This window comes from Myxococcus sp. CA040A (genome assembly GCF_013336725.1).
GTDB lineage: Bacteria > Myxococcota > Myxococcia > Myxococcales > Myxococcaceae > Myxococcus > Myxococcus llanfairpwllgwyngyllgogerychwyrndrobwllllantysiliogogogochensis.
Genome location: NZ_JABUMR010000005.1, coordinates 872,333 through 884,401 on the forward strand (window position 1 = coordinate 872,333; position 12,069 = coordinate 884,401).

Annotated in this window: 12 protein-coding genes; 5 read left to right on the forward strand and 7 right to left on the reverse strand. The window is 70.1% G+C overall.

Translation table 11 applies throughout. From position 1 onward, the window contains the following. The first annotated feature begins 183 nt into the window (after positions 1-183). The 3 genes from HUA75_RS25385 to HUA75_RS25395 all read left to right on the forward strand — a co-directional run bounded on the left by HUA75_RS25385 (position 184) and on the right by HUA75_RS25395 (position 4,376). The gene (locus tag HUA75_RS25385) at positions 184-1,977 is read left to right on the forward strand and encodes a phosphoenolpyruvate carboxykinase (GTP) (protein WP_141647128.1); all 1,794 of its coding nucleotides are present in this window, start codon (positions 184-186) and stop codon (positions 1,975-1,977) included. 144 nt (positions 1,978-2,121) lie between these two features. Beyond that, entirely contained in the window at positions 2,122-2,943 is an 822-nt protein-coding gene (locus tag HUA75_RS25390) for a tetratricopeptide repeat protein (protein WP_174454698.1), read from the forward strand. After that, positions 2,943-4,376: an ABC transporter substrate-binding protein gene (locus tag HUA75_RS25395; protein ID WP_141647130.1), complete on the forward strand. Its 1,434-nt coding sequence runs from the start codon at positions 2,943-2,945 to the stop codon at positions 4,374-4,376. Before HUA75_RS25390 ends, HUA75_RS25395 begins: the two co-directional genes overlap by 1 nt. 10 nt (positions 4,377-4,386) lie before the next feature. Here the strand turns inward: HUA75_RS25395 and HUA75_RS25400 are convergent, their stop codons facing one another. From HUA75_RS25400 to HUA75_RS25425, 6 genes are all read right to left on the reverse strand, one after another. Next, positions 4,387-5,553 (reverse strand): pyridoxal phosphate-dependent aminotransferase, encoded by a 1,167-nt coding sequence (locus HUA75_RS25400; protein ID WP_174487823.1) that lies wholly within the window; start codon positions 5,551-5,553, stop codon positions 4,387-4,389. Next, positions 5,550-5,828: a hypothetical protein gene (locus tag HUA75_RS25405; protein ID WP_141647132.1), complete on the reverse strand. Its 279-nt coding sequence runs from the start codon at positions 5,826-5,828 to the stop codon at positions 5,550-5,552. The genes HUA75_RS25400 and HUA75_RS25405 overlap by 4 nt, the downstream gene beginning before the upstream one ends. 131 nt (positions 5,829-5,959) lie before the next feature. After that, the gene (gene bioD / locus HUA75_RS25410; RefSeq protein WP_174462983.1) at positions 5,960-6,634 is read right to left on the reverse strand and encodes a dethiobiotin synthase; all 675 of its coding nucleotides are present in this window, start codon (positions 6,632-6,634) and stop codon (positions 5,960-5,962) included. Between the two features lie 169 nt (positions 6,635-6,803). Beyond that, the gene (gene bioF, locus HUA75_RS25415) at positions 6,804-8,015 is read right to left on the reverse strand and encodes an 8-amino-7-oxononanoate synthase (RefSeq protein ID WP_174487824.1); all 1,212 of its coding nucleotides are present in this window, start codon (positions 8,013-8,015) and stop codon (positions 6,804-6,806) included. A 10-nt stretch (positions 8,016-8,025) separates the two neighbouring features. Then, positions 8,026-9,060: a biotin synthase BioB gene (bioB, locus tag HUA75_RS25420; protein WP_174454693.1), complete on the reverse strand. Its 1,035-nt coding sequence runs from the start codon at positions 9,058-9,060 to the stop codon at positions 8,026-8,028. A 171-nt stretch (positions 9,061-9,231) separates the two neighbouring features. Next, positions 9,232-9,498, reverse strand: coding sequence for a GlsB/YeaQ/YmgE family stress response membrane protein (locus HUA75_RS25425; RefSeq protein ID WP_141647136.1), 267 nt, complete (start codon positions 9,496-9,498; stop codon positions 9,232-9,234). A gap of 225 nt (positions 9,499-9,723) precedes the next feature. Here HUA75_RS25425 and radA point away from each other — a divergent pair, with 225 nt between their 5' ends. Then, the gene (gene radA, locus HUA75_RS25430) at positions 9,724-11,085 is read left to right on the forward strand and encodes a DNA repair protein RadA (RefSeq protein ID WP_174487825.1); all 1,362 of its coding nucleotides are present in this window, start codon (positions 9,724-9,726) and stop codon (positions 11,083-11,085) included. Between the two features lie 6 nt (positions 11,086-11,091). On the opposite strand, the gene HUA75_RS25435 is transcribed toward radA, so the two are convergent. Continuing rightward, positions 11,092-11,520 (reverse strand): helix-turn-helix domain-containing protein, encoded by a 429-nt coding sequence (locus tag HUA75_RS25435; RefSeq protein WP_174487826.1) that lies wholly within the window; start codon positions 11,518-11,520, stop codon positions 11,092-11,094. 106 nt (positions 11,521-11,626) lie between these two features. On the opposite strand from HUA75_RS25435, the gene HUA75_RS25440 reads away from it, so the two are divergent. Further along, positions 11,627-12,040, forward strand: coding sequence for a DoxX family protein (locus tag HUA75_RS25440; protein ID WP_141647139.1), 414 nt, complete (start codon positions 11,627-11,629; stop codon positions 12,038-12,040). Positions 12,041-12,069: the final 29 nt, after the last annotated feature.

The window sequence follows — 12,069 nt, forward strand, 5'->3', positions numbered from 1 at the left end:
GATGCCCGGCCGCTGATAAGTGGAATTAGTAGAGCCCCGCCTGGGGGGGCGGTTGACTGCCGGACGCCAGTTGCTTTTGGGCGCCCCTTCCAGAAGTTTTGACCTTTCTCCCGCTGGTAGGGTGCTCGCCCTTTTTCACCAGGATAGGGAGCCCCTCTCTTGAGACAACACAAGGAAACTTCCATGGCTTCAACGCAAGTGGCGGCGGCGGCCTCTGTGGCCCCCACGAAGAACCCCACGCTGCTGGCCTGGGTGGCCGAGATGGCCAAGATGACCCAGCCGGACAGCATCGTCTGGTGCGACGGCTCCGAGGCCGAGAAGAAGCGCTTCACGGAGCAGGCGGTGCAGGAGGGCATCCTCATCCCGCTGAACCAGGAGAAGCGGCCGGGCTGCTATCTGCACCGCTCCAACCCGAACGACGTGGCGCGCGTGGAGCACCTCACGTTCATCTGTACGCCCAACAAGACGGACGCGGGCCCCACCAACAACTGGATGGAGCCGGAAGAGGCGTACACGAAGCTGGAGCAGCACTTCGCCGGCAGCATGAAGGGCCGCACCATGTACGTGGTGCCCTACGCCATGGGCCCCATCGGCAGCCCCTTCACGAAGATCGGCGTGGAGCTGACCGACAGCGTCTACGTGGTGCTGAACATGCGCATCATGGCGCGCATGGGTAAGCAGGCCCTGGACATGCTGGGCGACAGCGACGACTTCAACCGCGGCCTGCACAGCACCGGCGACGTGAATCCGGACCGCCGCTACATCTGTCACTTCCCCCAGGACAACACCATCTGGAGCTTCGGCTCGGGCTATGGCGGCAACGTGCTGCTGGGCAAGAAATGCCTCGCCCTGCGCATCGGCAGCTACCTGGGCCGCGAGGAGGGGTGGCTGGCCGAGCACATGCTCATCCTCGGCGTGACGAGCCCCAAGGGTGAGACGACCTACGTGGCCGCCGCCTTCCCGTCCGCGTGTGGCAAGACGAACTTCGCGATGATGATTCCGCCCGCCGAGTACAAGGGCTGGAAGGTGGAGACGGTCGGCGACGACATCGCCTGGATGCGCCCGGGCCCGGATGGCCGCCTGTACGCCATCAACCCGGAGGCCGGCTATTTCGGCGTCGTCCCCGGCACCAACTACAAGACGAACCCCAACGCCATGGAGACCATCTCCAAGGACACCCTCTTCACGAACGTGGCCCTGACGGCCGACGGCGACGTGTGGTGGGAGGGCAAGGACGGCGAAGTCCCCGAGGAGCTCACCGACTGGCAGGGTCGCCCCTGGAAGAAGGGCAGCCCGGAGAAGGCGGCGCACCCCAACAGCCGCTTCACCGCGCCCATGTCCAACAACCCGGCGCTGAGCCCCAAGGCCAATGACCCGACGGGCGTGCCCATCTCCGCCCTCATCTTCGGCGGCCGTCGCTCCACCACGGTGCCGCTGGTCATCCAGGCCTTCAACTGGACGCACGGCGTGTTCCTGGGCGCGACGATGGGCAGCGAGACGACGGCCGCGGCCACCGGCAAGGTGGGCGTGGTGCGCCGCGACCCCATGGCCATGCTGCCCTTCTGCGGCTACCACATGGGCGACTACCTCCAGCACTGGCTGGACATGCAGAAGACCATTCCCCAGCTGCCGAAGATCTTCCAGGTGAACTGGTTCCGGCAGGACAAGAACGGCAAGTTCCTGTGGCCGGGCTTCGGCGACAACATGCGCGTGCTGGAGTGGGTGGTGAACCGCGTGCATGGCCGCGTCCCCACGAAGGAGACGCTGCTGGGCTGGGTGCCGCGCGCCGACGAGGGCCTCAACCTCAAGGGCCTGGACGTCCCCGCGGACGTCATCGCGGAGGCCACCTCCATCAAGGAGGACGAGTGGAAGACCGAGCTGAAGAGCCAGGAGGTCTTCTTCGAGCAGTTGGGCACCAAGGCCCCGGAGGCGCTGACGCTCCAGCGCAAGCTGCTGATTTCGCGGCTGGAGAACTAGTCGCCCGCCTGTAGCGTCCTGAATCACCCGTCGGGGCCGCTTCCTGACCCATTCACTGGGTGGGAGCGGCCCCGACTCGTTTCACGAAGAGTGAGGTCGCCCTCTTCGACCGAAGGCCGGCTTAGCGATAGGCTTGTGTCCATCATGAGACTGGTCTTCGTTTTGTCGGCGGCCCTTGTGCTGTCGCCCCCGGTGGCGCTCGCCCAGCGCGGCGCCAAGAATCCAGCGGCCCTCATCAAGGACGGCGAGCGGCTCTACCAGGCAGGCAAGTACGCCGAAGCGGCGGACGTGCTGAAGAAGGCCCACGAGGCCCAGCCCAACCCGCGCCTCATCTTCAACATCGCCGTGTCGTTGGAGAACGCGGGCGAGCTGAAGGAGGCCCTCTCCTGGTACCAGCAGTACGTCGGCAACACCGAGGGCACGGACCCGGCGCTGCTCAAGCGCAGCGCGCGCAGCATCGACAAGCTGCGGCTGCTGCTCGACAAGGAGAACCAGGCCCAGGCGTCCGCGGACGCCGAGCGCCAGAAGCTCCAGGAGGAGGCCGAGGCGGCCCGGCGCCGCGCGGACGAGGAGCAACTGGCGACGAAGCGCGCGGAGGAGGAGAACGAGCGGCAGCGGCAGGCCGAGTTCGCGCGCGCGATGAAGTCCTACCAGCGGCAGAAAATCGCGGCGTTCGCCATTGGCGGCGTGGCCGTTGTGGGCGTGGGCGCCGGCGTGCTCTTCGGCATGCAGGCCTCCGACGAGCGGGAGAAGTTCGACGCGGCGCGCACGGAAGACACCAAGCAGAGCTTCGCGGACAGCACCAAGAGCAAGGCGCTGCTCGCGGACATCGGCTTCGGCGTGGGCCTGGCCGGCGCCATCACCGCCATCATCCTGTATCCGAAAGACGGCCCCCCCGTGGAGGGCGAGGTCCGGCTGACGCTGGCGCCTCGCGGTACCGGCGCGGGCCTGGAGGTCAGCTTCTGATGAAGACCCTGGGACTCATGACGTGCTGCGCGGCGCTGCTGGCCGGCTGCAGCTTCACCACCGCGAGCGGCCTCACCGAGTGTGAGTCGAGCGCGGACTGCGACACCAATCAGGTCTGCTCGGCGTCCGGCTTCTGCCTGCCCCAGCCGGAGGGCTGCGGCGAGGTGGTGGGCACCACCACCGGACGGCCCATCCTCCTGGGCGCGGCGCTGCCCCTGACGAACTCGGGCGGCCCGGACGAGTCCGAGGTCCAGGCGCTCAACGCCATCAAGCTGGCGCTCGAGGAAATCAACCAGCGCGAGGGCATTGGCGGCCGGTTCTTCAACCTCCTCATCTGCGACACCCGCTCCGACCCGGCGCGGGCCAAGACGCAGGCGGAGTGGCTGGTGACGGAGAAGGGCGTGCCGGCCATCTTCACCTCCGGCAGCGCGCAGACCATCGCCGTCAGCAGCGTCGCCATCGCCAACAACGTGTTGTTGATGACGCACACCTCCACCAGCGCGGACATCGCCAACCTGAGCGACAAGACGGCGGCGTCCGGAGACGTGGGCCTCGTGTGGCGCACGGCTCCCTCGGACCTGCTCCAGGGCCGCATCATCGCCGACCTGGTGCGCAACGCCCGGCCGTTGGCCGACAGCAGCCGGCCCTTCGCCACGGTGAGCACCGTGAGCCTGGTCTACGTGGACGACGCCTACGGCCAGGGCCTGTTCGACACCATTCTCACCCGGTTGGGCACCGACCGGGTGCCGTCCTCCGCGCCGTACCAGCGCAACGGGGACGTGAGCGCCGCGGTGACCCGCATCGTCGACGGCAAGCCCGACGTGGCGGTGATGGCGGGCTTCTCCGAGGACAACGCCAAGATCATCAGCCAGGCCGTCACCCGGGGCCGCACGGGGCAGATGTACTTCTTCACGGATGCCAGCAAGGACTCGGGCCTCTTCACGGCCCTGGGCGCGGCGCGCACCCAGATTGAAGGCGCCTACGGCACCTCCCCCGCGCAGGCCCGCCTGGGCGACACCGTGTACAACACCTTCAAGGAGCGCTTCCGCTCGGCCAACAACAACACCGACCCGGGCCAGTTCTCCTTCACCGCGCACGCGTACGACGCCATGTACCTGGTGGCGCTGGGCGCGGCCTACGCCGCGGGGGCGGACGTCAACAACCCGCAGCCCATCACCGGCGACCGCATCGCCGTGGGCCTGTCGAAGCTGACGCCGCCCTCGGGCACGCAGGCCACCACCTACCCCCTGGGCTTCAGCCGCTTCACCGACGCGCGCAACGAGGTCAGCACCGGCAAGGTCATCAACGTGCAGGGCGCCAGCGGCGCGCTGGATTTCGACGCCACCGGCGAGGCCCCGTCCGAGTACGAGCTGTTCCGCGTGGAAGGCGGAGCGTTCAAGACGGTGGAGCTCATCACCCCGCCGCAGACCTGAGCCGCGCGCGCTACTCCGCCGCCCCCAGCACCCGCGTGAGCGGGCCCAGGGCGGCGGAGAACACCTCGGGCGGCGGCAGCAGGGACAGCACCAGGAACGCCCCCGAGTCGAAGTCGTAGAAGTAGCCGGGCTGCGCGAGCACGCCCGCGTCCAGGAGCGCGAGGCACGTCGCCTCGTCTCCGGGCTCCCTCGGAATCCGCACCACCGCGCTCCACCCTCCGTGCGCGGGCACCACGTCCCACGGAGCACCGGGGGGACGCGCGGCGACGAGGCGACGGCGGTGGCCCCTCACCCGCTCCAGCAGCGCCTCCTGGAAGACAGGCGCGTGGGCGAGCAGCGCGGGCAGGGCCAGTTGCACCGGGGTGCCCACGGACAGGTACGTGTCCGCCACCCACTCCAGGCGCGCCAGGGCCTCGTCACGCGCGGCGGGAGGGCCGCCCACGTGTGTCCACCCCAGCTTCAGGCCGGGCAGGCCGCAGACCTTGGAGAGGCCGGAGAGGCTGAAGGTGAGCATGGGCAATTCGCGCCCCGCCACGCTGGCCACGCGGTGCGACTCCACGTCCCAGCCGTAATCGGAGAACACCTCGTCGCAGAGGAGGGCCAGGCCGTGGCGCGCGCAGACGTCCGCCAGCGCGGCCAGCTCCCCCTCGTGCAGGAAGTGGCCGGTGGGGTTGCCGGGATTGACGACGAGCACGGCGCGGGTGCGCGGGCCGAGCGCGGCCTCCACCGCGCCCGCGTCCAGGCCGAAGCCATGCGCGAGTGGCAGGCGGTACGGACGCGTGCCCACGCCCTCCAGCCGGGCCAGGTGCTCGAAGAGGGGGTAGCAGGGGGCCGGGACGAGCACGTCGTCACCGGGCTCGCACAGCAGCTTGAAGAGCCAGCTGTACGACTCACTGGTGCTGGCGGACAGCACCAGGTGCCCAGGGGAGATGACGGGCCCCCGGGAGGAGAGGTGGGCGGCCACCGCCTCGCGAGCCGAGGGGAGGCCGAGCGCTTCCGGCGCGTAGTCCAGCGCGCCGGGAGGGTGGAGCAGTCCGGCGTCAGGCGCCGGGAGCCCCACGCGGGTGGGGTTGGAGACGGTGAGGTCCAGCGGAGGGAGGCCGCGGTGTCGAGCGAGCGCCTCCGCCAGGGGATTGGGGGTGCGGGAGAAGTCGGTGCGGAAGGAGAAGCGGCTCACAGCCCCGTCTGGAGCATGGCGTTGGCGACGCGGCGGATGAGCTCGCGGCGCACTTCCTTCCTGCAATGTTCAATGGCCTTGTCATGAGGCCTGGGAAGCTCCGGGTCCCTGGCTCGCAGGGCGGTGCGGAGGACGAGCTCTACCTTCGTAGGCTCGATGTGGAACAGCCGGGCCCCGTCCTTCTGGAGGAAGTAGGACAACCCTCTCTGGTCGAGGAGCTTGTGGAAGAAGCGTCGGACGTCCGCGAGGAACGTGAGGTCGATGATGTCCGCCATTCGTGAAGGCGTTCTCGCGCGGAAAAAACGGCGCGTCCATTTCACGGCCGCGTCACCCGAAAACTTGCGCGACCTGTAGCACTCGCGTGGAAGGCGGAACGCGCGGGAGGCCGAATTCTCGGCCTCGGCGCTCACGGCACCAGAGGGCGCAGGGCGCGGCGGAACGCGGAGTGCCGGCGCCGGGCGTCGGCCTCGAACGGCACCGGGCCGAGCACGGGAACGCCATGCCGCGCCTCCAGCAGCGCGCGGTTGTCGCGCTCGGAAGTGTCCCGTTCCTGGGAAGAGCGCGACAGCAGCACGGCGCGCACCGGGATGCGGCGGGCCGCGAGCGCCTGGAGCGACAGCGCGGTGTGGTTGAGCGTCCCCAGCCCCGCGCGCGCCACCAGCAACACGGGCAGGCGCAGGGTCTGGATGAGGTCGATGACGTCGTGGCGGGAGTCCAGGGGGACGAAGAGGCCGCCAGCCCCCTCCACCACCGCCGGCCCGTGCTTCAAGCGCGCCCAGGCGGCCAGGGTGACGTCCCAGTCCGGCTCCCGGCCCAGGCGAGCGGCGGCCACGCCCGGCGCCACGGGGGCGCGGAAGCGGTGCGGACAGAGGACGTCCAGGGGCAGCGTGCTCCTGGCGGCCTCGCGCAGGGACAGCGCATCCGCCGGAGCCCGAAGGGAGGCGCATCCGCTCTCGTAGGGCTTGAAGCCCTCGGGGGCGAGGCCCGCGTCGACCAGCAGGGACAGCAGGGCCCGCGACGTCTGCGTCTTGCCAACGCCCGTGTCGGTACCGGTGACGAAAATCTGGAACGGCTTGGACATGACGTGCTCACCAGGTCATGGGAAGAAGGATGCGCGGGCCCATCCATCGGCGCCGCGACCTCGGGGTGTCGCGAGAACGAGCCACCCCGAGGGCCGAGCCCTTCGCCGGGGCAACTTCCGTGAGAGGCGCGGGCGTCGAGCGTGCGCCACGGCACAGGCCCGTGAGGGCCTACTCCTCGCCACGCTGGTGCACTCCCACGCCGCGCAGGGACTCCAGCGCCAGGTCCACGTGGCCCAGCGTGTGCGCCGCCGACAGGCAGAAGCGCAGCCGGCTCGTGCCCTCCGGAACCGTGGGCGGGCGGATGGCCTTCACCAGCACCCCCGCCTCGCGCAGCTTCCTCGCCGCCTCCAGCGCGCGCTCGGGCCCGCCGAGCACCACCGGGAACACCGCGCTGCGAGGCTCGGCGCGCAGGCCCATGGAACGCAGCCCGTCCGAGAAGCGCCGGATGTTGCGCCACAGCCGCTCGCGCAGCTCCGGGTCCTTCTCCACGGCCTCCACCGCCGCCTCCGCCGCCGCGCACATCGCCGCCGGCAGCGCGGTGGAATAGATGAACGGCCGCGCCCGGCTGATGAGCAGATCCGCCACCGCGCGCGACGTGGCCACGTACGCGCCCTGCCCTCCCAGCGCCTTGCTCAGCGTGCCCATGCGCAGGTCGACCTGGTCCTCCAGGCCCAGCTCCTCGCACAGCCCCGCGCCTCGCGCCCCCAGGACGCCCGTGGCGTGCGCCTCGTCCACCATCAACGCGGCCCCGTGCGCCCGGCACGCGGCGACAATCTCGCGCAGCGGCGCCACGTCCCCATCCATGGAGAACACCGTGTCGGTGACGACGAGCTTGCGCCGCGCGGGCGTTTCTTCCAACGCCTTCGTCAGCGCCTCCACGTCCGCGTGCGGATAGACGACGACGCGGGCGCGCGACAGCCGGCAGCCATCCACCAGCGAGGCGTGGTTGAGCGCGTCGGAGAACACCGCGTCCCCCGGCCCCACCAGCGCGGGCAGGATGCCGGTGTTGGCCGCATAGCCGCTGTTGAAGAGCAGCACGGCCTCGGCCCGCTCGAAGGCCGCCAGCCGCGCCTCCAGCCGGTGATGCACGGCGGTGTCACCCACCACCAGCCGGCTGGCACCCGTGCCCAGCCCGTACCGCTCCACCGCGGCGATGGCGGCGGCCCGCACGGAGGCGGAGGCCGCCAGGCCCAGGTAGTCGTTCGACGAGAAGTTGACGAGCGTCTCGCCGCCGACCCGCACCACCGGGCCCTGCGGCGAATCCAGCGGCTCCAGGTAGCGGCGCAGGCCACGAGCCTGGAGCGACGCCAGTTCCTCCCGCGCCCAACCGGACGCCGGCGCCGACGAGGCCCCGACGCCCTCCTGCTTCACGTCACTCACGAGCGCCGCCCTACCCCTCTTGCCGGGGCTCCAGGGGGCGGATGCCCGCCTTCTCCAAGAGCGCCATGTCCTGGGTGTACTGGGGGTTGCCGGTGGTGAGCAGCTTCTCGCCGAAGAACAGCGAGTTGGCGCCCGCCATCATGCACATGAGCTGCGCCTCCTCGTTCATCTGCTGGCGGCCCGCGGACAGGCGCACCATGGACTGGGGCATCAGGATGCGGGCGGTGGCGATGGTGCGCACCATGTCCACCGTGTCCACGCGGGGCTGCTCGGCCAGGGGCGTGCCCTCCACGGCCACCAGCGCGTTGACGGGCACCGACTCCGGGTGGTGGTCCTGGTTGGCCAGCGTGCGCAGCAGGTTGCAGCGATCATCCACCGACTCGCCCAGGCCGATGATGCCGCCGCAGCACACGGAGATGCCCGCGTCGCGCACGCGGCCCAGCGTCCGCAGGCGATCATCGTAGAGCCGGGTGGAGATGATGTCGCCGTAGTGCTCGGGCGAGGTGTCCAGGTTGTGGTTGTACGCGGACAGGCCCGCTTCCTTCAGCCGCTTCGCCTGGTTGTCGGTGAGCATGCCCAGCGTGGCGCACGCCTCCATGCCCATGGCCCGCACGCCCTTCACCATCTCCAGCACGCTGTCGAACTGCGGGCCGTCCTTCACCTCGCGCCACGCGGCGCCCATGCAGAAGCGGGTGGCCCCGGCCGAGCGCGCCTTCTTCGCGGCGTCCAGCACCTCCGGCACCGCCATCAACTTCTCCGCCTTCACGCCCGTCTTGTAGCGGGCCGCCTGGGGGCAGTACGCGCAGTCCTCCGAGCAGCCGCCCGTCTTGATGGACAGGAGCGAACACAGCTGCACCTTGTTGTCCGTGAACACGGCGCGGTGGACCGTCTGCGCGCGGTGCACCAGGTCCAACAGGGGCATGGCGTAGATGGCGCGAACCTCGGCCAGCTCCCAGTCATGGCGCACGGCGACGCCCTCGGGCGCGGGCGCGGCATGGTGGGCATGGCCGTGAAAGGACTCGCTGGAAGCGGCGGTGTCGGACATGGGCTCCTCGAAATCGTGAGGAGCGCGAAGCTGCGCGGGCGGCGGAAACTTGTCAACGCCTCAGCGCGGACAGGTTGACAACATCCCACCCGTCCCTCTGAAAAGACGACCGGCGCCCACGGGAGACCCGGAGCGCCGGCCGTGACCCTTCCCTAGACGGGAAGGGGTGCGTCAGACATGGACGCGACGCCGACCGGCCAGTCCCACCAGGAACAGGACGGCGATGGCACCCAGCACGGAGAACAGCAGACCGGACGGGTGCAGGTCGAAGATGCGGCCGTCACTGCGGAACAGCGAGCCGATGAAGCCGCCCACGAAGGAGCCGACGATGCCCAGCAGCGTGGTGGCCACCAGCCCCATGGACTGATTCCCCGGCATCAGGGCGCGAGCAAGAAGACCAGCGAGAAGGCCAATGACCAGGAAAGCGATAATCCCCATGACGGACCTCACTATGAGTGGTGAAGGGGGCGCACGGAGCGGCGCCCACCTGGCTTGTGATTGAGCCAGCGCGTCTCCGCGCCGCCCGTGGGAATGAAGCTGGGTCGCCCCTCCCTTTCGTACAACTCGCTGGCATGGGGATTGACATCGCGCCTGCCTGCTCACCAATCGTGCCTGCTCGACAGCCCGCCGGAACGTCAGGGTTCCGAGATACACACACAACCCATGGCGAAGGCGAAGACGCACTACACCTGCCAGGCTTGCGGGTACCAGACGGCGAAGTGGCTGGGGAAGTGCCCGGACTGCGGCGCGTGGAGCTCGTTGCTGGAAGAGGCCGGGGCGAAGCAGGACGAGAAGCGCCCGGCGTGGGGAGCCTCGGGCGGCGCGGCGAAGCCCATGCTGCTCAAGGAAGTCAGCGGCGAGACGGAGGTGCGCCGTCGCACGGGAATCGCCGAGTTCGACCGCGTGCTGGGCGGGGGCGTGGTGAGCGGCTCCGTCGTGCTGCTGGGCGGAGACCCGGGCATCGGCAAGTCCACGCTGCTGCTCGCCGCACTGGACAGGCTGGCCCGCCATGGCCCCGTGCTCTATGTGTCCGGTGAGGAGAGCCTGCGCCAGACGAAGATGCGGGCGGAGCGGCTGCGCGTGGAGGGAGACGCCATCCACCTGTTCGCGGAGACGGACGCGGAGCGGGTGCTCGCGGCCACCGAGGCGCTCAAGCCGCAGGCGCTCGTCGTGGACTCCATCCAGACGATGTACCTGCCGGAGCTGGGCAACGCGCCGGGCAGCATCACCCAGGTGCGCGAGGTCGCCGGCCGGCTGATGGCCTACGCCAAGCGCACGGGGGTGCCCACCTTCATCGTGGGCCACGTGACGAAGGAGGGCTCCATCGCCGGCCCCCGCGTGCTGGAGCACATGGTGGACACCGTCCTCTACTTCGAGGGCGAGCGCGGCCACCCCTTCCGAATCCTGCGCGCGCACAAGAACCGCTTCGGCTCCACCAACGAGATTGGCGTCTTCGAGATGAAGGGCGCGGGCCTGGTGGAAGTCTCGGACCCCTCCGCCCTCTTCCTGTCCGAGCGCCCCGTGGGCAAGTCCGGCAGCGTCGTCACCAGCACGCTCAACGGCACCCGACCCCTGCTGGTGGAGGTGCAGGCGCTGGTGGCGCCCACCGGCTACGGCACGGCGCGGCGCACCGCCATCGGCGTGGACGGCAACCGCGTGGCGCTGCTCGCCGCGGTGCTGGAGAAGAAGGAGGAGATTCCGCTGGTGGGCTGCGACCTCTTCGTCAACGTGGCGGGCGGCATGCAGCTCAACGAGCCCGCCTGTGATTTGGCCGTCTGCGCGGCGCTGGTGAGCAGCCTCCAGAACCGGCCCATGGACCCGCACACGCTGGTGCTGGGGGAGGTGGGCCTCGCGGGCGAGGTGCGCGCGGTGGGGCAGATGGAGCCCCGGCTGGTGGAGGCCGCGAAGATGGGCTTCCAGCGCGTGGTGATGCCCGCGGGCAGCGCCCGGCGCATGGAGGGCACGAAGCTGAAGGTGGTGGGCGTGGAGACGCTGGGCGACGCGCTGCGCGCGATGTTCGACTGAAGGCCCCTACTTCTTGCCGATCACCGTGAAGGGCGCGGGCTGCGGGCGCGCGTCGTAGCTGCCGCGCGACGCCTGGATTTCCGCGCGGTGCTGGACGGCCCACTGGCCCAGCACCGTGACGGGCTCGAGCAGCGTCCGGCCGAGCGGCGTCAGCGCGTACTCCACCCGGGGAGGCACCGTCGGGTGGACGGTGCGGGTGACGAGCCCGTCGCGCTCCAGGCCGCGCACGGTGAGCGTCAGCATCCGCTGGGAGATGCCCTCGATGGCCCGCTTCAAGTCGCTGAAGCGCAGGGGCCCCTCCCCCAGGCTCCCCACCACCTGGACGCTCCACTTGTCGCCCACCCGGGTGAGCACATCCCGGACGGCCAGGCAGGACTCCGACGCTGGATCAGGCCTCGAGGCGGGCTCCAAAGACTTCACGGTTCCTGGTGACATGGATGTGCCTCCTTGTGGAGAAATGCGCGGACCGTTACTGGTTCGCCGGTTACCTGTTGTAACCGACGCACCTTTCGGAACCCACTTCCCTTTCAGGGAGTCCCCCATGACGACCGCCGCCGCCTCCACCGCAGTGTCTACCCTCTCCAAGCCCTGGGCTCTCTGGCTGGGCCGCGTCTTCTCCGCGCTCACCGTCGCCGGGCTCGGCTTCAGCGCCGTGATGAAGGTGAGCCAGTCGCCCGACGTCCTCAAGGGCTTCGAGCACTTCGGCTACCCCGCGTCGGTGATTGTCACCATCGGGGTGGTCGAGCTCCTGGTCGCGCTGCTCTACGCGGTACCCCAGACGGCGGTGCTCGGCGCCATCCTCGTCACCGGCTACCTGGGCGGCGCGACGGCGACGCACGTGCGCGTGGCGGACCCCTTCATCGCGCCCATCATCCTGGGCGTCCTCGCCTGGGCGGGCCTGTTCCTGCGGGACGCGCGCCTGAGGGCGCTGCTGCCCCTGCGCCGCACCCCCTGAAGCACGCCCCTCCCGCGCCCCTTCCAGCT